The organism is Pseudomonas sp. GW821-FHT10B02 (assembly GCF_059415665.1).
Genome location: NZ_JBWKNR010000011.1, coordinates 104426 through 124571 on the forward strand (window position 1 = coordinate 104426; position 20146 = coordinate 124571).

21 protein-coding genes are annotated in these 20146 nt (G+C 62.7%); 10 read left to right on the top strand and 11 right to left on the bottom strand.

All coding sequences use genetic code 11. The features are described from left to right. Positions 1–78: 78 nt before the first annotated feature. Positions 79–765, top strand: a complete 687-nt coding sequence (pmrG, locus tag AC07OF_RS17320; protein WP_157191065.1) for a lipopolysaccharide core heptose(II)-phosphate phosphatase PmrG — start codon at positions 79–81, stop codon at positions 763–765. 2 nt (positions 766–767) lie between these two features. Further along, positions 768–1616: a phosphatase PAP2 family protein gene (locus AC07OF_RS17325; RefSeq protein WP_157191064.1), complete on the top strand. Its 849-nt coding sequence runs from the start codon at positions 768–770 to the stop codon at positions 1614–1616. On the opposite strand, the gene AC07OF_RS17330 is transcribed toward AC07OF_RS17325, so the two are convergent. Beyond that, positions 1582–2007, bottom strand: a complete 426-nt coding sequence (locus tag AC07OF_RS17330; RefSeq protein WP_157191063.1) for an EamA family transporter — start codon at positions 2005–2007, stop codon at positions 1582–1584. The two genes, AC07OF_RS17325 and AC07OF_RS17330, sit on opposite strands and share 35 nt — an antisense overlap. 94 nt (positions 2008–2101) lie before the next feature. On the opposite strand from AC07OF_RS17330, the gene AC07OF_RS17335 reads away from it, so the two are divergent. After that, positions 2102–3016 carry a histone deacetylase family protein gene (locus AC07OF_RS17335; protein WP_157191062.1) on the top strand — a complete coding sequence of 305 codons (915 nt, stop codon included), beginning with the start codon at positions 2102–2104 and terminating at the stop codon, positions 3014–3016. Positions 3017–3165: 149 nt separating this feature from the next. Then, on the top strand, positions 3166–4401 hold the full coding sequence (locus AC07OF_RS17340; protein WP_157194682.1) for a TIGR03862 family flavoprotein: 1236 nt from the start codon (positions 3166–3168) through the stop codon (positions 4399–4401). 129 nt (positions 4402–4530) lie between these two features. On the opposite strand, the gene rhlE1 is transcribed toward AC07OF_RS17340, so the two are convergent. Both rhlE1 and yedA read right to left on the bottom strand, forming a co-directional pair. Continuing rightward, positions 4531–5862, bottom strand: coding sequence for an RNA helicase RhlE1 (gene rhlE1 / locus AC07OF_RS17345; protein WP_157191061.1), 1332 nt, complete (start codon positions 5860–5862; stop codon positions 4531–4533). A gap of 75 nt (positions 5863–5937) precedes the next feature. Continuing rightward, on the bottom strand, positions 5938–6870 hold the full coding sequence (gene yedA / locus AC07OF_RS17350; protein ID WP_157191060.1) for a drug/metabolite exporter YedA: 933 nt from the start codon (positions 6868–6870) through the stop codon (positions 5938–5940). A 152-nt stretch (positions 6871–7022) separates the two neighbouring features. Here yedA and AC07OF_RS17355 point away from each other — a divergent pair, with 152 nt between their 5' ends. Then, positions 7023–7481 carry an Lrp/AsnC family transcriptional regulator gene (locus tag AC07OF_RS17355; RefSeq protein ID WP_157191059.1) on the top strand — a complete coding sequence of 153 codons (459 nt, stop codon included), beginning with the start codon at positions 7023–7025 and terminating at the stop codon, positions 7479–7481. Here the strand turns inward: AC07OF_RS17355 and AC07OF_RS17360 are convergent. The 3 genes from AC07OF_RS17360 to AC07OF_RS17370 all read right to left on the bottom strand — a co-directional run bounded on the left by AC07OF_RS17360 (position 7478) and on the right by AC07OF_RS17370 (position 9424). Beyond that, a complete protein-coding gene (locus AC07OF_RS17360; protein WP_157191058.1) occupies positions 7478–8080 on the bottom strand; it encodes a 3'-5' exonuclease in 603 nt (200 codons plus the stop codon). The two genes, AC07OF_RS17355 and AC07OF_RS17360, sit on opposite strands and share 4 nt — an antisense overlap. A 19-nt stretch (positions 8081–8099) precedes the next feature. Further along, positions 8100–8579 (bottom strand): LabA-like NYN domain-containing protein, encoded by a 480-nt coding sequence (locus AC07OF_RS17365; protein ID WP_045182683.1) that lies wholly within the window; start codon positions 8577–8579, stop codon positions 8100–8102. A 101-nt stretch (positions 8580–8680) separates the two neighbouring features. After that, a complete protein-coding gene (locus AC07OF_RS17370) occupies positions 8681–9424 on the bottom strand; it encodes a DUF2076 domain-containing protein (RefSeq protein ID WP_157191057.1) in 744 nt (247 codons plus the stop codon). A 155-nt stretch (positions 9425–9579) separates the two neighbouring features. Here AC07OF_RS17370 and AC07OF_RS17375 point away from each other — a divergent pair, with 155 nt between their 5' ends. After that, entirely contained in the window at positions 9580–10248 is a 669-nt protein-coding gene (locus AC07OF_RS17375) for a hypothetical protein (RefSeq protein WP_157191056.1), read from the top strand. Positions 10249–10268: 20 nt separating this feature from the next. Here AC07OF_RS17375 and hrpB read toward each other — a convergent pair whose 3' ends face one another. After that, positions 10269–12794, bottom strand: a complete 2526-nt coding sequence (gene hrpB, locus AC07OF_RS17380; RefSeq protein WP_495073278.1) for an ATP-dependent helicase HrpB — start codon at positions 12792–12794, stop codon at positions 10269–10271. Between the two features lie 118 nt (positions 12795–12912). On the opposite strand from hrpB, the gene pmcY reads away from it, so the two are divergent. Next, positions 12913–13332 carry a periplasmic Zn2+ metallochaperone PmcY gene (pmcY, locus tag AC07OF_RS17385; RefSeq protein ID WP_038606632.1) on the top strand — a complete coding sequence of 140 codons (420 nt, stop codon included), beginning with the start codon at positions 12913–12915 and terminating at the stop codon, positions 13330–13332. Between the two features lie 25 nt (positions 13333–13357). Further along, positions 13358–14230: a cation diffusion facilitator family transporter gene (locus tag AC07OF_RS17390; RefSeq protein ID WP_157191054.1), complete on the top strand. Its 873-nt coding sequence runs from the start codon at positions 13358–13360 to the stop codon at positions 14228–14230. A 9-nt stretch (positions 14231–14239) separates the two neighbouring features. Here AC07OF_RS17390 and AC07OF_RS17395 read toward each other — a convergent pair whose 3' ends face one another. Continuing rightward, positions 14240–15073 (bottom strand): DUF6515 family protein, encoded by an 834-nt coding sequence (locus tag AC07OF_RS17395; RefSeq protein ID WP_157191053.1) that lies wholly within the window; start codon positions 15071–15073, stop codon positions 14240–14242. A 442-nt stretch (positions 15074–15515) separates the two neighbouring features. Here AC07OF_RS17395 and AC07OF_RS17400 point away from each other — a divergent pair, with 442 nt between their 5' ends. Together AC07OF_RS17400 and AC07OF_RS17405 are read left to right on the top strand one after the other, a co-directional pair. Then, positions 15516–15992, top strand: coding sequence for an Lrp/AsnC family transcriptional regulator (locus tag AC07OF_RS17400; protein ID WP_038606626.1), 477 nt, complete (start codon positions 15516–15518; stop codon positions 15990–15992). Positions 15993–16047: 55 nt separating this feature from the next. Continuing rightward, complete coding sequence (locus tag AC07OF_RS17405) at positions 16048–16251, top strand: DUF2788 domain-containing protein (RefSeq protein ID WP_038606624.1); 204 nt, start codon at positions 16048–16050, stop codon at positions 16249–16251. On the opposite strand, the gene AC07OF_RS17410 is transcribed toward AC07OF_RS17405, so the two are convergent. The 3 genes from AC07OF_RS17410 to AC07OF_RS17420 are packed head-to-tail and all read right to left on the bottom strand — an operon-like array spanning position 16248 to position 20074. Continuing rightward, a complete protein-coding gene (locus AC07OF_RS17410; protein WP_495073279.1) occupies positions 16248–16877 on the bottom strand; it encodes an rRNA large subunit pseudouridine synthase E in 630 nt (209 codons plus the stop codon). The two genes, AC07OF_RS17405 and AC07OF_RS17410, sit on opposite strands and share 4 nt — an antisense overlap. A 6-nt stretch (positions 16878–16883) precedes the next feature. Beyond that, positions 16884–18389, bottom strand: a complete 1506-nt coding sequence (gene amn / locus AC07OF_RS17415) for an AMP nucleosidase (RefSeq protein WP_371261980.1) — start codon at positions 18387–18389, stop codon at positions 16884–16886. Positions 18390–18421: 32 nt separating this feature from the next. Beyond that, positions 18422–20074, bottom strand: coding sequence for an acyl-CoA dehydrogenase family protein (locus AC07OF_RS17420; RefSeq protein WP_157191052.1), 1653 nt, complete (start codon positions 20072–20074; stop codon positions 18422–18424). Positions 20075–20146: the final 72 nt, after the last annotated feature.

Below are 20146 nucleotides of genomic sequence, written 5' to 3' on the forward strand. Positions count from 1 at the left end.
CCTACAGTGCGGCCATGCTCGTGGTGCCTGCCCCAACCGGCTGCCCCCCGATCCGATTGCGCGTTATGGAGTTGCAGCATGTTGCCCGGTACCACTCGAAACACCGTCCTTTCAGCGCTCAAGCGCCAACGATTACCCGCCATCAGAACGATGCTCATCGGCCTGTGCGTCATGCTTGCATTGGCCACTCTGACCACATGGGCAGCAACGAGAACTCGAATTGTGGACTTGGGCAGTGACAATCAAATGCACAGCAGCGGTGTTTACAGTGAATGGTCCAAAGGCGCAGTGATCGTGCTGATCCGTCACGCTGAACGCTGTGATCGCTCAAGCAACACTTGTCTTGGCGACCCGACCGGGATCACCGTGGCCGGCAGCCAGGCCGCCACGGACGTTGGCCATGGTTTGCAGCACTTGGGCCTGGATAGCGCCAAAGTGCTCAGCAGCCCGCAGGTCAGGACCCGCCAGACCGCGCACTTCATCTTCGGTAAAGCCATCAGCAGCGAAGAATGGGTGCAACAGTGTGACCAGGACTTCGCCAAGACCGCCCTGGCGCACAAGGCGCCGAAGCACAACCTGGTGCTGGTGACCCACAGCGGCTGCATCGACCATATGGAGCGCCAGCTGAAGGTGCCCGGCGGCCAGCGCTCCAGCGACTATGCCAGTGCATTGTTCGTCTCGGTCGCTGCCAACGGCAAAGCGAGAATCCTCGGCCAGATGAACGCCAGCGAATGGCAAAAAATTCTTAACAGTACGCGGACCTGAGTATGCGAGCCGGCTCACGCAAAGCCTACTATCTGCTCAACCTGGGCATCCCGCTGTTGCTCGCCATGGCCGTTTTCCTGCTGTTCGACCTGACCCGGCTGGACCGGCTGATCAGCAACCTGCTGCTGGATCCGGCCACCGGCCAGTTTCCGCTGCTGCATGATCAATGGTTCGAAAAGGTCACGCACAAATGGCCACGGATCCTGCCGAACTGGACCGGTGAGGCGGCAATCATCGGCACACTGCTGTCATGTATCTGGCCCCTGCTGAGCAAGCATCCGCAGCTCGCCCACAGCCCTCTACTGGAAAAGTCCCGCATTGCCCCGCTGCTGCGCTTTAGCGCTGGGCATCGGCGCGACTTTCTCTTCGTCGTGGTGGCCTTCGCATTGTGCACGACGGTGATTCACTACCTGAAAAGTCATACCAGCGTGTACTGCCCGGTAGAGACCACCCTGTACGGCGGATCACAGTTGCGCACGGAATGGTTCGAAAACTTCAGCTGGTTCAGCAAACCCGGCGACGGGCGCTGTTGGCCAGGCGGCCATGCCTCCAGTGGCTTTACCCTGCTGGCCCTGTACTTCGTGGCCCGGCGTTACCGCTGGCAACATGCGCGCAAACTGCTGGTGGCGATTCTGCTGCTGGGCTTCGTCTATGGAACCACTCGCGTACTTCAAGGCTGGCATTACATGTCCCACACCTTCTGGGCAGGTATCTTCGTCTGGCTGACCACCTGGCTGACCGCGCTGTTTTTCTACGGACGTCAGGCCCTGCAAGCACCGGCCATTCGCCGCACAAGCGCATTGCCGACGGTCGGCATCAGCGCCATGCCAGCATCACTACGCCCAGAGTGACCAGGCTGATACCCGCCCACTGACGCAGATCGAGCTTCTCGCCGAGCAGGGTCACCCCCAGCACGGCGACCAACACCACGCTGAGTTTATCCACAGGGGCAACCTGAGACGCCTGGCCCAATTGCAGCGCGCGGAAATAGCAGATCCAGGAAGCCCCGGTGGCCAGCCCGGACAGCACCAGAAACAGGTAGCTGCGCGGCGAAATCGAAGCCAGTGACTGGTACTGCCCGGTGACGTAGAGGATCAGCGCCAGGCTGATCAGTACCACCACGGTACGCAGCAAGGTGGCGAAGTCGGAATTGATACCGCTGATGCCGACCTTGGCAAAGATCGCCGTCAGCGCCGCAAAGACAGCCGAGAGAACAGCCCAGAACGTCCAGGAAGCCAGCATGTATGCGCCTTTTAGAGAGTCGTGCCTCCTACAAAGTAGCGCAACGGCAAGCGCAACTGGCAAGATCGAGTTCTGACTTGCTCAAGAATCTGCCATGCCCCTGCCGCTGATCTACCACGACGACTACAGCCCGACGTTTCCCGCCGAGCACCGCTTTCCGATGGACAAGTTCCGCCTGCTGCGCGATCACCTGGTCGACAGTGGACTGACCACCGACCAGGACTTGCTGCGCCCGCAGATCTGCCCCAACGATATCCTCGCCCTGGCCCATGACCGCGATTACATCGAACGCTACATGAATGGCGAGTTGTCACGCGAGGACCAGCGCCGCCTCGGCCTGCCCTGGAGCGAAGCCCTGGCCCGACGCACGGTGAGAGCGGTCGGCGGCTCGCTGCTGGCCGCCGAACAGGCCCTGGAGTATGGCATCGCCTGTCACCTGGCCGGCGGCACCCACCACGCCCACTACGACCATCCCGCCGGCTTTTGCATCTTCAATGACCTGGCGGTCATCAGCCACTACCTGCTGGAAGCCGGACGGGTGCACAAGGTGCTGATCTTTGACTGCGACGTGCACCAGGGCGATGGCACCGCGCGGATTCTCCACAACACCCCCGATGCCATCACCGTGTCCTTGCACTGCGAGCAGAACTTCCCGGCACGCAAGGCCCAGAGTGACTGGGATATCCCCTTGCCCCGCGGCATGGGCGATCAGGCCTATCTGAAGGTGGTAGAGGACGCCCTCAACTACCTGTTGCCGATGTACCGTCCGGACCTGGTGCTGTATGACGCTGGCGTCGATGTGCACAAGGACGATGCCCTGGGTTACCTGCAACTGACCGATGAAGGCGTCGCAGCCCGTGATGAACATGTCCTGCGCCAGTGCCTGGGTCGCGATATCCCGGTGGTCGGGGTGATCGGTGGCGGCTACAGCAAGGACCGCCAGGCCCTGGCACGCCGCCATGGCATCCTCCATCACAGCGCCAAACGGGTACTGGGTTACTCACAATGACTGTGGAACCGCCTGTGGATAACCTGCGTGAAAGCCACTGCAGCCCTTTGCCCGTATGGGTTTGAAGCGGCTGTACATTTTTTGCTCAGTGTTTCCGCCTGCTGCGCTGAGGTAGAATGCCGGCTCTTTTCCCCAGCTTGCAGCCGACCATGACCGACACCCGCGCCCCCCACCGCCCACACGTTGTCATTATCGGAGGCGGGCCGGCCGGGTTGATGGCCGCCGAAGTGCTCGGCCAGGCCGGGGTCGCGGTGGATCTGTACGACGCCATGCCTTCGGTAGGACGAAAATTCCTCCTGGCCGGAGTCGGTGGCATGAACATCACCCATTCCGAACCCTACCCGGCGTTCATTTCCCGTTATGCCGAGCGCAGCGCTGAAATCGCCGGATTGCTCGAAGGCTTCGACGCCGACGCCCTGCGCCAGTGGATTCACGATCTGGGCATCGAAACCTTTGTCGGCAGCTCTGGCCGGGTGTTTCCCCGCGACATGAAGGCCGCCCCGCTGCTGCGCGCCTGGCTCAAGCGCCTGCGCGACACAGGAGTAGTTATCCACACCCGTCACCGCTGGCTTGGCTGGAATGCCGATGGCAGCTTGCGAGTGGCTTATCCACAGGGCGAACTGGCGCTCAAGCCTGCTGCCACCCTTCTGGCCTTGGGCGGCGGCAGCTGGGCACGCCTGGGTTCTGATGCTGCATGGTTGCCCTGGCTTGTGGATAAAGGCGTACAGGTCGCGCCGTTGCAGGCTGCCAACAGCGGCTTCGAGGTGCATGCCTGGAGCGATCTACTCAAAGACAAATTCGCCGGCGCACCGCTGAAAAACATCGCCCTGAGCCTTACAGGCCAGGCGCCACGGCTGGGTGAATGCATTGTCACCACGCAAGGACTGGAGGGCAGCCTGGTGTATGCCTGGTCGGCGCAGATCCGTGAAGCGATCAACCGTGCAGGCAGCGCCACCGTGTTGCTCGACCTGTTGCCCAATCGCACTGTGGATAACATTCAGAAGGCCTTGGCCAAGCCACGCGGCTCACGTTCGATGGCCAAGCACCTGCACAGCCAGTTGGGCCTGGACGGGGTCAAGGCGGCGTTGCTGCGCGAGCTGACCGACGCGCAGACCTTTGCCGACCCGACGTTGCTGGCCCAGGCGATCAAGGCCCTGCCGATTGTGCTGGTGCGCCCTCGCCCGCTGGATGAAGCGATCAGCAGCGCCGGTGGAGTTGTGTTTGAGGCGATGGATCAGCGTTTGATGCTCAAGGAACTGCCAGGGGTGTTTTGTGCCGGTGAGATGCTCGACTGGGAGGCGCCGACCGGGGGGTATCTGTTGACGGCGTGTTTTGCCAGTGGGCGCAAGGCAGGGCTTGGGGTTCTCGACTGGCTGAAAAACTGAGGGAAGGCTGCGCCTTCCATCGCCGGCAAGGCCGGCTCCCACAGAAGCCTGGCCAGGCAAAAGACCTGATGGACCATGGGTGTGGGAGCTGGTCTTGCCAGCGATGGGCCGCAACGCGGCCCCAAGGGCTCAAGGCTTACGCTTACGCGGCCCGGTATTGAAGGTCGGCACCTTGCGCACCGGTTTGGCTGCAGGCACTGCCGCCGGCGTCTCGCCACTGTCCATCCAGCGCCCCAGGCTACGCTTGCTGCTGCTTTCCTTGGGCTTCTTGGGTTTCTTCGGCTTCTTCAGCACCTGCCCATTGGCATCGGTCATTGGCACCTTGTGATCAGGAATGAAATCCGGTTCTTCATGGCGCGGCAGGGTCTTGCGGGTCAGGGTTTCAATAGCCGATAGCAGTTGCACCTCATCGGCGCACACCAGCGAGATCGCCTCGCCGCTGTTGCCTTTACGACCGGTGCGGCCAATACGGTGGATATAGTCTTCAGCCACGATCGGCAGGTCGAAGTTGACCACCAGCGGCAGGTCGTCAATGTCCAGGCCGCGCGCCGCAACGTCGGTGGCCACGAGGATCTGGATCTCACGCGCCTTGAAACTGTCCAGAGCACGCTGGCGGGTCGCCTGGGGTTTGTCACCATGGATGCCATCGGCGTTCACGCCCTGGCCGCGCAGGCGCTCGACCAGTTGATCGACACCATTACGCGTCTTGGCGAACACCAGCACCTGCTTCCAGCGCTGCTTGCGCATCAGGTGGCTGAACAGCTCCGGCTTGCGCTTCTTGTCCACCGGGACGATCCACTGCTTGACCGTGCTGGCGGTGACGTTGCGCGGACTGACTTCGATGCTCAACGGATCATTCAGGGTCTGCGCGGCCAGCTGGCGGATTTCGTCGGAGAAGGTGGCCGAAAACAGCAAGGTCTGCCGCCGTACCGGCAAGGCCGCGTACACCGCACGCAGCTCTTCGGCAAAGCCCAGGTCGAGCATGCGGTCAGCTTCGTCGAGTACCAACGCCTGAAGCTGATTGAACTTCACCGCGTTCTGACGGAACAGGTCGAGCAAGCGCCCCGGTGTTGCCACCAGCAGGTCGATGCCCTTGCGCAGTTTCATCATCTGCGGGTTGATGCTGACGCCACCGTATACCGCATAGGTGCTCAGCGGCAGGTGTTCGGCGTATTCGCGGATGTTGCTGTGCACCTGTTCGGCCAGCTCGCGGGTCGGAACCAGCACCAGCGCGCGCACCGAGTTGCTGGCAACCTTGGCGCCTTCCAGGGTCAGGCGCTGCAACAACGGCAGGGCGAAGCCTGCGGTCTTGCCGGTACCGGTCTGGGCTGCGGCCATCAGGTCGCGCCCGGCCAGCACGGCAGGAATGGCCTGGGCCTGGACCGGCGTCGGGGTGTTGTAGTCCAGGCGCTCAAGCGCGCGCAGCAAGGGTTCAATCAGGCCGAGTTTGGCGAATGTCATGGCAGTACCGTCAGGGGAATTCAGCAATGGCGGCAGTTTACCTTGTTCCGCCAGCGCCTTCCTGACAAACCGCTGTTACTTGCACAGCTCGCCTTCTACCTGCGCTTGTGGCTTGACCTGCTCAGCGGTCGGCTTGCGCCACTGCGGCAGACCGATCAACACCACCGCACCGATGATGACCGCCATGGCCACGCATTCCTCGAAACCGATCTGCTCGCCGGCAAACAGGATGCCGAGCAGCACCGCGACCGCCGGGTTGACGTAGGCGTAGCTGGTGGCCGCCGCCGGGCGCACATGCTTGAGCAGGTACATGTAGGCGCTGAAGGCCAGAATCGAGCCGAAGAACACCAGATAAGCCAGCGCGCCCCAACCGGCGGCGGTGGGCATCTGGGTCATGCGCTCGCCACTCAGGGCGCTGCCCAGCAGCAAGGCGGCCCCCCCCACGAGCATCTCCGCGGCACTGGCCATCGGCCCCTGAGGCAATGGCAGGCTTTTGCTCCAGACCGAGCCGAACGCCCACGATGCGGCGGCAAACAGGATCAACGCGGCGCCCATAGGGCTGGCCTGCAGGTTGGAACCCAGGTTGAGCATGGCAATACCGACCAGGCCGAGGACGATCCCGGCCCATTCCAGGCGGGTGTTGCGATGCCCCCAGAACAAGCCGAATACCAGGGTGAACAACGGCACCGTAGCCACCGCCAATGCCGCCACCCCGGAAGCCACGCCAGCGTGCTCAGCCAGCGTCACGCCGCCGTTGCCACAGCTGAGCAACAGCACGCCAATCACGCCTGCTGCACGCCATTGTGGCCAGGTCGGCGCCGGCACGCCGCGCCAGCGCAAAAAGCCGTACAGCAGCGTACCGGCAATAACGAAGCGCACGCCCGCCATCAGCAGCGGCGGCCAGGACTCGACACCGATGCGAATTACCAGGTAAGTCGAGCCCCAGACCAGGTACAAGGCGAGGAAGGCGCCGATCAAAACCAATGGAAAGCGACGAGAGGCAGACATGGGGGGCTCGAATTCTGATTGTCGGGGGATTAGTTTAGAAAGGCACGCGAGCAAACATAAGTTACAAAACCTGTTTAAACAAACCGTACACTTTGGAAAGAATGGTTATTTTGGCCTTTTACCTTTGATTCAAAACACGCCTCAGGAAGCCCATGGACAAGTACGATCGAATGCTCCTCAGCGCCTTGCTGGAAAACGGCCGCGCCTCGTTTGCAGAGCTCGCCCGCAAGGTTAACTTGTCTGCCCCGGCGGTCGCCGAACGGGTCGCCAAGCTTGAAGCCAGCGGCGTGATCACCGGCTATCAGGCCAAGGTCGATCTGGAAAAGATCGGCTTGCCGATCCAGTGCGTGATTGAACTGCGCCTGGCCAGCCACGGTAATCAGCAGACCTATGAAGAGCTCACGCAGATCCCGCAATTGACCGAGTGCCACCGGGTCACCGGCGATCCTTGCGTGATCATGCAGGCTGCCGTGGCCTCGATGCCTGAGCTGGAAGCGCTGATCAATCGCGTCGCCCAGTTCGGCTTCAGCAAGACCTCGATCATCCTCTCCAGCGCGGTGGAGCGGCGCTTGCCGCTGGGCCACCTCGAGCACAACGGCAAGAAACCCTAACGGTAGGTCTTCAGCGCCTCGGCGATCTTTGCCGCCGGGACTTTCTGCAAGCTGCAGAACAACTGGTGGGACACCGCGCTGACACCTTGCTCACGCAACTGCCCGGCCAGGTGCTGGGCCAGGTTGGCGGCCATTTCCGCATCGGCCATGGCCCGGTGAGCGGTGCCGGTGTCGGGCAGGCCGGCCCAGCGGGTCAGGGTGCCGAGCTTGTGATTCGGCGCCGCCGGCATCAAGCGCCGGGCCAAGAGCATCGAACAGGCGAAGCGCTGGCTACGGCTGCGTCCGATCTGCGCCAGTTCATAGTCCCAGAACTTCTGGTCGAACGAAGCATTGTGCGCCAGCATCGGCGTGTCACCGACGAACTCGGCGACCTCGTTCATCACCCGTGCAACAGGCGGCGCACTGCGGAGCATGGCCGTGGTGATACCGGTCAGCCCGGCAACGAAAGCCGGCACCGGCACACCTGCGTTCATCAGGCTCTGGTAGCGTTCGACAATACGCCCCCGTTCGAGCATGACCACCGCCACTTCAGTGGCCCGGCAATTGGCACCGGGCGAAATGCCGGTGGTTTCGAAGTCGATGACAGCAATACGTTCCAAAACAAAACCTCAGTAAAACCTAGTGCCTGAGCAGCAGGCCGCCCTCGATGGGCACATAGCGGCTGGCCGCGCGAATCAGCGAGTTGGCGGTAAGCCCCGGAACGCCATAAGCGACGGCTTCAATACCGTGACGGCTGATGACCCGCTCCAGCAGCAGATCGAAATCACCGTCGCCGGAAGCCAGCACCACTTCATCGACCCGCGCGGCGGCGTCGATCACGTCCAGGGTGATCCCCACATCCCAATCGCCCTTGGCCGAGCCATCGCTACGCTGAATGTAGGGTTTGAGTTTGACGGTGAAACCGAGGTTGCGCAGGATCTGCTGAAACTGCTGCTGTTTGCTGTCGCCGCGGTCGATGGCATAGGCGACTGCCTCGACGATCTGCCCATGCTGGCTGATATCGGCCCACAGCGCCGCGTAATTGAAATGACAGCCATAGGCTTGGCGCACGGTGTAGTAGAGGTTCTGCACATCGGCGAATACCGCGATCTTCTTCACCGTTCTTCCTCATGGCGCCGTGGCGCGGTTACCGGCCGCCGCACACCGGGGCCGTTTCGGCGCCCAGTATGCCAGCCTGGAGGCGGTGCGGGTATGCGCGCTCAGACGAAGCTGTCGTCGCCGCCGAAGAATCCGCCGTCGTCACTGCTGTAATCGCTGTCCATGAAGCCGCCCTGATCGTTGCCGTAGTCGCTGTTGTCGGCGCTCAGGCGCTGCTCGTCATTGCTGCCCCAGCCGCCGCTGTCGCTGGCGGGTGCAGGCTCTTCCTTGATCACCTCGACCACTTCTTCGGGTTGTGAGTGCTGGTTGAACAGGCTGCTGATGCCCTGTGCCAGCATGACCCCGCCCGCCACACCGGCAGCGGTCTGCAAGGCGCCGCCGAGAAAGCTGCTGGCACCCCCACGGGCAGGCGCCTGAGCGGGCGCTGCGTTGAAACCTTGCTGCGCGCCAGCGCCGGGCTGACTGAACGAACGCGACGGTTCACGCCAGCCGCCACCGCCCGGAGCACTGGCCGGTGCCTGTGACTGGGTCGGCTGAGGATCACGGGTACCGCTACCGAAGATGCTCGAAAGAAAGCCCCCGCTGTTGCTCGGCGTAGTGGCTGCCACTTGTGCCTTGGCCTGTTTCAGCTCGGCCTGCAGTTGCTTGTTCTGCTCGTCCAGACGTTTGAGCGCAGCTTCCTGAACCAGGATCGCCTGAGCCATGTAGTAGGGCGCCGCCGGTTGCTGCTGCAGGTGCTCGGCAATGCGCGCCTGAGCCTGGGCATCACGGGGGACGGCCGGGTCTTCGGCTTGCCTGAGTCGGCCGAACAGGCCATCGATCAGGGTTTGTTCTTCACTGTTCATGGGCAACCTCACACAAGAGCCGGGGGAATTCAGGTTCACTGAAAATGGGGTGCCAGGGCCGTGGATTCAACACAAGGCGCGATGAAACTTTCTTCAGGTTGAGGGCTGGCTGGGCTAAAGTTACGCCCTGCTTTTTTCAACTACGATATCGACCGATGAATCCGCTCAGCGTTCTGCGTGACTCCCTGTACTTCTTCCGCCGCCACCTGCTGAGCATCGCCCAGCTCTGTTTGCCGCTGGTGGTGCTTGAGGCACTGTGCACCCAATTGCTCTACCAACAGCTGGGCAAGGACGCGTCACAGGCCTATGGCATGCTTGCCAGCCTGTTGTTCTACCCACTGTACAGTGCCGCGCTGATTCTCTACCTCGACACCCGCAGCAACGGCTACACCCCGCTCAAGCGCAACCTGCTGGCCATGGCCCTGCGCCTGTGGCCATCGTTCGCCTTGATGGTGATGCTCAGCTCGCTGCTGATCATGGCCGGCGCCGCACTGTTCATCCTTCCGGGGATCTGGGTGATGATCAACCTGGTGTTTGCCGAGTACCTGCTGGTACTGCGCGGCCTGCCGCCGCTGGCTGCCATGCGCGAAAGCTTCCAGATGACCACCGGCAACTTCTGGCGAATCCTCACCTGCATCCTCGGTGTACTGGCCCCTTTGTGGTTGATCGATGGCCTGAGCCAGATGCTGATCCCCGAGCCTTCGCCCCTGGCGCAACTGGCCCTCGACAGCGCCAATGGCTTCTTGCAGCTGTTCAGCACGGTGGTGATGTTCCGTCTGTACATGCTGGTCAGTGAAGCGGTAGTGGAACCGCCAGCGCCCTGACCTGCCCCAGGGCCGGATGGCTACTTGCGCGGCTTGGCCCGCGCCGTAGCCTCGGCAATCAACGGGTCGTCCGGCCAGTAGTGTTTCGGGTAGCGGCCCTTGAGATCCTTCTTCACCTCGGCATAGGTACTGCGCCAGAAGTTGGCTAGGTCCTGGGTGACCTGCACCGGACGCCGCGCAGGCGACAGCAGGTGCAGCAGGACTTGCTGGCGCCCCTGGGCGATACGCGGGGTTTCGGCCAGGCCGAACAGCTCCTGCAGGCGCACGGCGAGGATCGGTGGCGTTTCGCTGTAGTCCAGGCGGATGTTCGACCCCGAAGGCACGCTCAGGTGCATCGGCGCCCATTCATCCAGACGCTGCGGCAGCGGCCAGGGCAACAGATTGCGCAGCATCGACGACAGGTCGAGCTGGGCAAAATGGCTCAGGCGGGTAACCTTGCCCAGGTAGGGTTGCAGCCAGTCCGGCAGGTTTGCCAGCAAGGCCTCGTCGCTCAGGTCAGGCCATTCGCTTGCACCGTTGGCTGCCAGATCAAGCTGGCGCAGCAGGGCAACCCGCGCTTGCCACTGACGCAGCTCGGGCGTCCATGACAGCAGTTCCAGGCCCTTGCGTCGTACCAACTCGAGCAGCGCCCGCGCACGGGCATCTGCATCCAGCCCGGTCAACGGCTCACGACTGAGCACCAGCTCGCCGACCTTGCGCTGACGCTCGGCGCGCAATACGTTTTCACGCTCGTCCCAGTCGAGGATGTCGACGCTGCGCACCTGCTCGGCCAGTACCCGGTCAAACAAGGCCGGATCGAACTCGGCAGCCAGATAGATGCGCTCTTCGCGCTGACCCTGGCGACTGCCAAGGTCGGCAATCACCAGCCACGGACACTTCATCAGTGCATCGGGCTCGCCAAACAACGCCGCACGGCCGTTGGCCAGACGGTACTCGGCGCCACCGGCGCGGCGCTGCTGGGCAACCCGGTCCGGGTAAGCCAGCGCCAACAATGCACCCAGCCAGCGGGAATGCTCGGGGTCGGCAACCGCAGAGCGCGCTTTGCCACGCAGATAACCGCGATACTGCCGGGCCAGTTGCCGGGCACGTTGCACTCCACCCTGCCCGCCTTTGTTCACGCGGGTTTCACCGCTGAGCAAGGCCAGGCGGCTGTGCAGATCAGCGCCAGCGCCGCGCAGAATATCGCGCTCGCCCAGCAGCGCAGCGACGTCACAGGCCATGGCTGCCAGGCCCAGGTCCTGGCCACGCAACAACAGATGGGCGATGCGCGGGTGTGCGGGTAACTCGGCCATGGCCTGGCCGTGCTCATTCAAACTGTCCCGACTGTCAGCCTTGAATGCTCCCAGGCGCTGCAACAGATCCAGGGCCTGTGCATAAGCAGCCGCAGGAGGTTGATCAAGCCAGCGCAATTGATCCGGGGTGACGCCCCAGCGCGCCAGCTGCAAGGCCAGCCCGGCGAGGTCGGCCTGAAGTATCTCGGCGCTACCGTAGGCGGCCAGCTGCTCATGCTGGGCCTCGGACCACAGTCGATAACACACCCCAGGCTCAAGGCGACCGGCACGACCGGCCCGCTGGGTGGCGCTGGCTCGGGAGATACGCTGGGTGTCGAGGCGAGTCATGCCGCTGCCCGGGTCGAAGCGCGGCACACGCGCCAGGCCGGCATCGATCACCACGCGCACGCCATCAATGGTCAGGCTGGTCTCGGCAATGTTGGTCGCCAGCACCACCTTGCGTTTACCGGGCGGCGCGGCATCAATGGCCGCACGCTGGGCATTGAGCTCCAGTTCGCCGTGCAAGGGGCACAACAGAATGTCCTGACGCTCACCCAGCGCCTCCTGCAACGATTGGTGCACCCGGCGGATTTCGGCCTGACCGGGCAGAAACACCAGCAAGCTGCCCGGCTCATCGGCGATGGCCTGCAATACGCAATCGACCACCCGTGGCTCGATGTACTCGCCCGGCTGGAACGGCCTGCCCCAGCGTACATCAACAGGGTACATGCGCCCTTCACTGCTGATCACCGGTGCCTCATCGAGCAAGCTCGACAGGCGCTCGCCTTCGAGGGTTGCCGACATCAGCAGAATCTTCAACGGCGGCTCATCACGCAGCAGCTCACGGCCATTGAGGCTCAGGGCCAGGGCAAGGTCAGCGTCGAGGCTGCGTTCGTGGAATTCGTCGAAAATCAGCAAGCCGACGCCCTCCAGCGCCGGATCGGCCTGCAGGCGGCGGGTGAGGATGCCTTCGGTGACCACTTCAATGCGGGTTTCTGGACCGACTTTGCTGTCCAGCCGAATCCGGTAGCCGACCGTTTGCCCGACCTGCTCGCCCAGCTCGCTGGCCAGTCGCTCGGCCGCCGCGCGCGCGGCAAGCCGGCGTGGCTCAAGCATGAGAATGCTCTGCCCTGCCAGCCATGGCTCATTGAGTAGCGCCAATGGCACACGGGTGGTCTTGCCGGCGCCGGGCGGCGCTTCCAGTACCGCTTCATGGCGCAGGCTCAAGGCTTCACGCAAGGCTGGCAGTACGGCATCGATCGGTAACGAAATCATGGTGGCCCTCAAACAATTCGCCCAGTATAACGGCGAACCGAGCCTGCTCTATCATGGTCTTAGCTGTAGATACCGGCTCTTTGCCTGTATCTTTGTGGCCCTCATTCCGGAGATTTCCATGCGTATTCCCTCCCGCGTCATCGGCGGCGTCCTGATAGCATCCTTGCTGACCCAACTGACGGCCTGCGGCACCATCTTCTACCCAGACCGGCGCGGCCAGATCGAAGGCAAGATCGACCCTGTGGTGGCGGCAATGGACGCCATTGGCATCCTGTTCTACGTACTCCCCGGGCTGATCGCTTTTGGCGTCGACTTCGCCACCGGCGCCATCTATATGCCAGGAGGGCGAAACGCGCAGATCGCACCGGAAAAACTCAACCAGGCCATCAGCGCTGATGGCAAGGTCGACAACAGCAAGCTGCAGGCCATCCTCGAAAGCGAGCTGGGCCTGCGCCTGCCGCTCAACGACCCGCGCCTGATCCAGCACAAGGGCAGTGTCGAGCAACTGGCGATGTACGGCCTCAAGCCCGCCGCTTGAGCAACGCACAGGAAGCCCCGGCAGCATGACCTCTTCGGCTGAACATCAACGTCTGCTGCGCCTGGCCACTCGCGCTTCGCTGGCGGTGGCCAGCATCCTGATCCTGACCAAGGCGGTGGCCTGGTGGCTCAGCGGCTCGGTAAGCTTGCTGGCCGGCCTGACCGACTCGGCACTCGACGGCGTGGCCTCATTGCTCAACCTGCTGGCGGTGCACTACGCCTTGCGCCCGGCCGATGACGATCACCGTTACGGCCACGGCAAGGCCGAAGCCATGGCCGGCATGGCCCAGGCGCTGTTCATCGCGGTGAGTGCCGTGCTGATCGGCGTACAGGCCGTGGAACGCCTGCAAAATCCCCAACCGCTGGGCGACACCGCCATCGGCATCGCGGTGATGCTGCTGTCACTGGCGCTGACGGTGGCCTTGTTGACGCTGCAGACGCGGGTGATACGCATCACCGGCTCCACCGCGGTGCGTGCCGACTCGCTGCATTACCGTTCCGACCTGTTGCTCAACGGCAGCATCCTGGTTGCGCTGGTCCTGGCACGCCTGGGCTGGCCGCAACTGGACGCCTTCTTCGGCCTGGGCATTGCCCTGTACATACTCTGGAGCGCGCTGCAGATCGCCCGGGAAAGTACATCGATCCTGATGGACGAGGAACTGCCCGGCGATATCAGCGAACAGATGCTGGCCCTGGCCTGCAGCGTGCCTGGCGTGCACGGTGCACATGATTTGCGCACGCGTGTTTCCGGTAGTCACTGGTTTGTCCAGGTGCACCTGGAGTTACCGGGCAGCATGCCGCTAACCGATGCCCATGCGCTGTGCGATCAAGCGGCGGCAGCCATTCATGGCAAGTACCCAAAAGCGGAAGTATTGGTACATGCCGATCCAGTGGGCTGAGCCGGCGTATCAGTTAACGCTGTAGCCCCGCCCGCTCAAGCAAGCCCTCAGCGCTTGCCGGTAGCTGTCCGTCACTTGTATAGCCGGTGCATAAGTCGCTTTGGCCGGATCGAAGCCGCTTTGCTGCACCGCCCAACGGTGGCACTCGTAACGATCCCGGTCAGCCTGTTCCGGACTTTGCCCGGAAACCGGATTGGCAACGACGTCGTAGTCATTTTCCATTGGCTGAGGCTCTGCGCTGGCCACCGGCGGATTGACCACAACGTACTCGTTGCTGTCTTGCAGGTACTGGTAGTAGGTACCTGCCACAAGGAAATACAGCGAATCGGCAACCCACACTTCACGCGCGTAATCCGGCAGGTAGCCGACCCGCATACCGTAGTGAGGCGCTACCACCACATAGCGCGGCCCTTGCGGACGGTACCAGTACCCGCCGGAATAAAAGTAATCACCACCACGGTAAGGCACACGCCAGTACTGGTCAGGGAACTGCTCGACCACCTGACCGGGCCGGTAACGCGGCCCGCTGCCCCAGCCGTTGCCATGACCATCAGGGCGTCCCGGCCAGTTATCCTCCTGCGGTCGCTGTTGCGGCCCACCAGCCTGGTAGTAGCGGTTGCCATTGTTGTGCCGAGGAATGTCCTGGTAGTACCCGGTTCGCGGTGGTTGGGTCTGGCGCACCTCGTCCGGGCGCGACTGCAGCGGCGACGCCGCTTGAGACTGCTCGGCGCCTTGCCCCCCATACCCGCCACCCGATCCACCCTGCCCCTCGGCCAATGCCTGCAGGTTGATAGTGATGCACAACAAACCTGCACCGGCCAGACACCAGCTACGCGACTTCATGTTGTTCCTCTCGGACCGTTGAGATGGGCCTGTGGGTAAGACTGGAAAAACCACGGCGGGTTTAACCAACAATTTATCAGGCTGTCCGCAACGAGGTATCGGCACCAGGATGAAAAATTACAGGCAATAAAAAAGGGAGACCCTGGGGTCTCCCTTTGAGAATTTTGTCCGTGCTCGACGCTTGTGACGTCGGCTCACCTCACGCTGTCTTGTGAACAGTGTGTAGCCCGGGGGCCGAGCACAACCCTGTTGGGTTGCTGGCCGCAGCTGCCCTGATAAGGCCAGCTGCACTGGACTGATGTCCGGGCAGTGATTCTGGGTATAAGCATAGGGCTAGAGCGGCAGCAGAGGATTGCGAAGATTGCTCGATCAAATAGCACTTGCGCAATTTTTACCTAAGGATTGATAATTCGACGCAATCGAAACAGAAAAGGCATCTTCCATGAGCAAGCTTGACCGCTACGACCTGAGCATTCTTGCCGAATTGCAGCGCGATGCGCGCATCTCCAACCAGGAACTGGCCGAGCGCATCGGCCTGTCGCCTTCGCCCTGCTCGCGCCGGGTCAAGCAACTGGAAGACGACGGCTACATCGCCCGTCAAGTGGCGCTGCTCGACCGCAAGAAGCTGGGCTTGAGCCTCACGGCCTACGTATTGATCGGCATGGACCGCCACACCCCGGAACGTTTCGAAGCATTCGAAACCGCTATCCGCAACCTGCCTCAGGTGCTTGAGTGCAGCCTGGTTACCGGAATGGATGCCGACTATCAGCTCAAAGTAGTGGTCCCGGACATGGACCACTACCAGCAACTGCTGCTCGGCCACCTGACCCGCATCGAAGGGGTGACCAGCGTGCGCTCCAGCTTCGTGCTCAACCAGGTACTGGCCAGCACCGAACTACCGTTGACGCACCTGCGTTAGTCAGACCGGCAAGCGGGGCGTATAATCGCGCGCCTCAACTTGCCGGAGAATATCGATGGATCCTGCGTTGTTCGAAGAGTGGATGATGACTGTCCTGGTCACCATCCTGATTGGTTTCATGGGCTTTATCGTCTGGGACCTGGCGAAGAAGTCCAAAGCCGGCAAGTTCGGCACCTTCATTCTGTTTTTCGTGCTGGGCCTGGGTATCCTCGCTTTCATCATCAAAAGCGTGGTGATCGGCTATATCGAAGGCGTTTAACGCCTGGCCGGAACTTCCCGCCACTGCCCCTGATCCAGACCGTCCAAGGTCCAGTCGCCGATCCGCACCCGTACCAGGCGCAGGGTCGGCAGACCGACGGCGGCGGTCATGCGCCGCACCTGGCGGTTGCGCCCTTCCTTGATCACCAGTTCCAGCCAGCTGGTCGGTATGCTTTTGCGAAAGCGTACCGGCGGGTTGCGCGGCCACAACTGCGGTTCTTCAAGCTGCCTGGCCTGGGCAGGCAAGGTAGGCCCGTCATTGAGCTCGACACCGTCGCGCAAACGCTGCAGCTGCTCTTCTGTCGGCTCACCCTCGACCTGTACCCAGTAGGTTTTCGCCAGCTTGTGCTTCGGATCGGCAATCCGCGCCTGCAACTGGCCGTCATTGGTCAGCAGCAGCAAGCCTTCACTGTCGCGGTCCAGGCGGCCGGCCGGATAGACGCCGGGAATATCGATGAAATCCTTGAGGGTCGCGCGCCCTTCACCGTCGCTGAACTGGGTCAGTACGTCAAAGGGCTTGTTGAACAGGATCAACCGCGGCTCGGCCAGCGGCGCCTTGGCCTGGCGACGCGGGCCTGCGGGTTTGGCCGCGCCAGGGCGCGGCTTGGAACGTGGGGGTAACGGCATGGGGCCTCAGCGGAACGGCGGCTCGTCGAAACTGCGCAGTTTACGCGAGTGCAGCGAATGCAGCTCGGTGCGCAGCAGGTCGAGTGCGGCGATACCGATTTTCAGGTGCTGGCTGACTGCCCGGTTGTAGAAAGCGTTGGCCGCGCCCGGCAGTTTGATTTCGCTGTGCAGCGGCTTGTCCGAAACGCACAGCAACGTGCCATAAGGCACGCGCAAGCGGTAACCCTGGGCGGCGATTGTGCCGCTTTCCATGTCGACCGCCACCGCCCGCGAGAGGTTGATCAGCGGACGCTCCTGAGCCCAGCGCAGCTCCCAGTTGCGGTCGTCGTAAGTCAACACGGTGCCGGTACGCAGACGCTTTTTCAGCTCGTCGCCACGCTCGCCGGTCACCTGCGCCGCTGCTTCCTGCAGCGCCATCTGCACCTCGGCCAGGGCCGGAATCGGAATATGCGGCGGTACCACCCGATCCAGAATGCCGTCCCGGCGCATGTAAGCGTGGGCCAGCACGTAATCGCCGATGGTCTGCGACTGCCGCAAGCCGCCGCAGTGACCGATCATCAGCCAGCAGTGCGGACGCAGCACCGCCAAATGGTCGGTGATGTTCTTGGCGTTGGAAGGGCCGACGCCGATGTTGACCAGGGTAATGCCATCACCATCGGCGGCGATCAGGTGATACGCCGGCATCTGGTAACGGTGCCAGACCACACTCGCCACCAGCGACTGGGCCTCACCGTTGTCCATGCTCTTTTCGATGATCACGTTACCCGGCAGGACCATGCGCACGAAACGCGGGTCATCGCGCAGCTGCTCCAGGCCATGGCTGACGAACTGGTCGACATAGCGGTGGTAGTTGGTCAGCAGGATCCACGGCTGCACATGGCGCCAGTCGCTGCCGGTGTAATGCACCAGACGGCGCAAGGAAAAGTCCACCCGCGCCGCGTCGAACAGTGCCAGCGGCAAAGGATCGACGTTGGCCCAGTCGTACAGGCCATCGGCGATACCATCGGTGGCAGCCGACAGGTCAGTGCTGGGGAAAACCCGTGCCAGCGCGGCGGCAGTGATACCGCTACCGGCCAGTTCGTCGCCCTGCTCGACCACGTAGGGATAAGGAATGTTCTGCTGACTGACACCGACTTCGACGGTGACAGTGAAGTCGCGCATCAGTGGTTTGAGCTGTTCCAGCAAATAGCCACGGAAGGCCGCGGGATGGGTCACCGTGACGCTGTAGGTGCCCGGCAGCTGAACCTTGGCGTAGGCGCGGGTGGTGGCCGGCACCTCACCATGATACTCGTAGGTCAGGCGCAGTTCCGGGTAGCGGAACAAGGCGCGCTCTTCGGCATTCGGCTCGGTGCGGTCCTTGAGATAGCGCTTGAGCGCCTGGCTCAGGGCCGCGGTGGACTTCTCGTGCAGGGCCGCCAAACGATCGACGGCCTGCTCGGCGGTTTCTACGACAACGAAGGCTTCATCAGTACGGCTCACAATGTACTTCCTGTCTGACATGCATGTAGCCATCTTGCCTACTTATTCAGGCAAAGGCACGCACGTTAGAGCGGCCAGTTTGGCGTCGACCGTGCCACTATTTCGCCAACATCAATGCCTCTTGGCAGCACACCGTAGACCCGGCCGCTGCCGCCCAGGCGGCTGCCGATAAAAGCATCGCTGACGGTGGCATTGCCCGCTTCAAGCAACAGCTTGGCCTGCAAGCCCAGGGCGATGTCTTCGGTGAGCTGACGGGCGCGGTACTGAATGTCGCCGGTGTCGGCAAACGCCGCCTTGAGATTGCCGATGTGCGCCGCCAGACGCGGATCGCCGTGACCGTCACCGAGCTCCTCGAACAGCACATCGAGCACACCTGGCTCCTTGGACAGGGCACGCAGCACGTCCAGGCACTGGACATTACCGGAACCTTCCCAGGTCGAGTTGACCGGTGCTTCGCGGTACAGGCGCGGCAGGATGCTGTCTTCGACATACCCGGCGCCGCCCATGCATTCAGCCGCTTCGTTGATCATTGCCGGGGCGCGCTTGCAGATCCAGTACTTGCCGACAGCGGTGATCAACCGGGCGAACCGTGCCTGTTGCAGGTCATCCGGCTGATCAAGGGCATGACCCATGCGCAGGCTCAGGGCCAGCGCCGCTTCGCTTTCCAGGGCCAGGTCAGCGAGGACGTTCTGCATCAGGGGTTGCTCGGCCAGCAGCTTCCCGCCGACCTGGCGATGAGCACAGTGGTGGGCGGCCTGGGTCAGGGCCTGGCGCATCAGCGCGCTGGAGCCGACCATGCAGTCGAAACGGGTCATGGCGACCATTTCGATGATGGTCGGCACGCCGCGGCCTTCCTCGCCGATCATCCACGCCAGGGCGCCACGGAACTCCACTTCACTGGAGGCGTTGGAGCAGTTGCCGAGCTTGTTCTTCAGGCGCTGGATATAGAACTGGTTGCGACTGTCATCCGGGCGATGGCGCGGTAGCAGGAAGCAGCTCAAGCCCTTGTCAGTCTGGGCCAGGGTCAGGAAGGCGTCGCACATCGGTGCCGAACAGAACCATTTGTGCCCGACCAGCTCGTAGGCCTGTCCCGGTCCCGGCGCGCCCACCGGGTAAGCACGGGTGGTGTTGGCACGGACATCGGTGCCGCCCTGCTTCTCGGTCATGGCCATGCCCAGGGTTACCCCGACCTTGTGCCGGTCACCGACGTTACGCGGGTCGTACTCGGTGGCGAGGACTTTGGGCAGCCAGTACTCGGCCAGTTCCGGCTGCAACTTGAGCGCCGGCACTGCGGCAAAGGTCATGGTCAGCGGGCATCCGCTGCCAGCTTCCGCTTGGGTATGCAGATAGGTCATCGAGGCCCGGGCGACGTGCGCACCCTGGCGCGGGTCGGTCCACGGCAGCGACGGCAAACCGTGTTCGATGGCCGTGCGCATCAGCTCGTGGTAGGCCGGATGAAACTCCACCAGGTCGATACGATGACCATAGCGGTCATGGCTGCTGAATTGCGGCTTGTGCAGGTTGGCCAGAAACCCTGCGGCCATCAGCGGCCCGCCCGCCAACGCCCCGTACGCGTCGATCCGGGCCTCCGCCCAGCCTGCCCCATAGTGCCGCGACCATTGCTGCAGCGGCAGGTCGAGGCGATACAGATTGGTCCCGTCCAGCGATGGCGGCTGGTTGGTGACTTCATGGGTTTCAGCGTACTGGTGCAGGTTCATCAGGGGGCCTCCTGGATCCGGACGTGACTGAAATTTCAGTGAATCACGCCGCGCCCCCCGCTCAAAGTGACA

Bases quoted from the DNA above. Each gene is read 5' to 3' on its own strand.
- AC07OF_RS17410 (WP_495073279.1), bottom strand. From the start codon at position 16,877: ATGCCGTTACCCCCACGTTCCAAGCCGCGCCCTGGCGCGGCCAAACCC.
- yedA (WP_157191060.1), bottom strand. From the start codon at position 6,870: ATGTCTGCCTCTCGTCGCTTTCCATTGGTTTTGATCGGCGCCTTCCTC.
- hrpB (WP_495073278.1), bottom strand. From the start codon at position 12,794: ATGATTTCGTTACCGATCGATGCCGTACTGCCAGCCTTGCGTGAAGCC.
- AC07OF_RS17330 (WP_157191063.1), bottom strand. From the start codon at position 2,007: ATGCTGGCTTCCTGGACGTTCTGGGCTGTTCTCTCGGCTGTCTTTGCG.
- AC07OF_RS17395 (WP_157191053.1), bottom strand. From the start codon at position 15,073: ATGAAGTCGCGTAGCTGGTGTCTGGCCGGTGCAGGTTTGTTGTGCATC.
- AC07OF_RS17335 (WP_157191062.1), top strand. From the start codon at position 2,102: ATGCCCCTGCCGCTGATCTACCACGACGACTACAGCCCGACGTTTCCC.
- rhlE1 (WP_157191061.1), bottom strand. From the start codon at position 5,862: ATGACATTCGCCAAACTCGGCCTGATTGAACCCTTGCTGCGCGCGCTT.
- AC07OF_RS17340 (WP_157194682.1), top strand. From the start codon at position 3,166: ATGACCGACACCCGCGCCCCCCACCGCCCACACGTTGTCATTATCGGA.
- AC07OF_RS17390 (WP_157191054.1), top strand. From the start codon at position 13,358: ATGACCTCTTCGGCTGAACATCAACGTCTGCTGCGCCTGGCCACTCGC.
- AC07OF_RS17325 (WP_157191064.1), top strand. From the start codon at position 768: ATGCGAGCCGGCTCACGCAAAGCCTACTATCTGCTCAACCTGGGCATC.
- AC07OF_RS17370 (WP_157191057.1), bottom strand. From the start codon at position 9,424: ATGAACAGTGAAGAACAAACCCTGATCGATGGCCTGTTCGGCCGACTC.
- AC07OF_RS17400 (WP_038606626.1), top strand. From the start codon at position 15,516: ATGAGCAAGCTTGACCGCTACGACCTGAGCATTCTTGCCGAATTGCAG.
- AC07OF_RS17355 (WP_157191059.1), top strand. From the start codon at position 7,023: ATGGACAAGTACGATCGAATGCTCCTCAGCGCCTTGCTGGAAAACGGC.
- pmrG (WP_157191065.1), top strand. From the start codon at position 79: ATGTTGCCCGGTACCACTCGAAACACCGTCCTTTCAGCGCTCAAGCGC.
- AC07OF_RS17420 (WP_157191052.1), bottom strand. From the start codon at position 20,074: ATGAACCTGCACCAGTACGCTGAAACCCATGAAGTCACCAACCAGCCG.
- amn (WP_371261980.1), bottom strand. From the start codon at position 18,389: ATGGCTACATGCATGTCAGACAGGAAGTACATTGTGAGCCGTACTGAT.
- AC07OF_RS17405 (WP_038606624.1), top strand. From the start codon at position 16,048: ATGGATCCTGCGTTGTTCGAAGAGTGGATGATGACTGTCCTGGTCACC.
- pmcY (WP_038606632.1), top strand. From the start codon at position 12,913: ATGCGTATTCCCTCCCGCGTCATCGGCGGCGTCCTGATAGCATCCTTG.
- AC07OF_RS17375 (WP_157191056.1), top strand. From the start codon at position 9,580: ATGAATCCGCTCAGCGTTCTGCGTGACTCCCTGTACTTCTTCCGCCGC.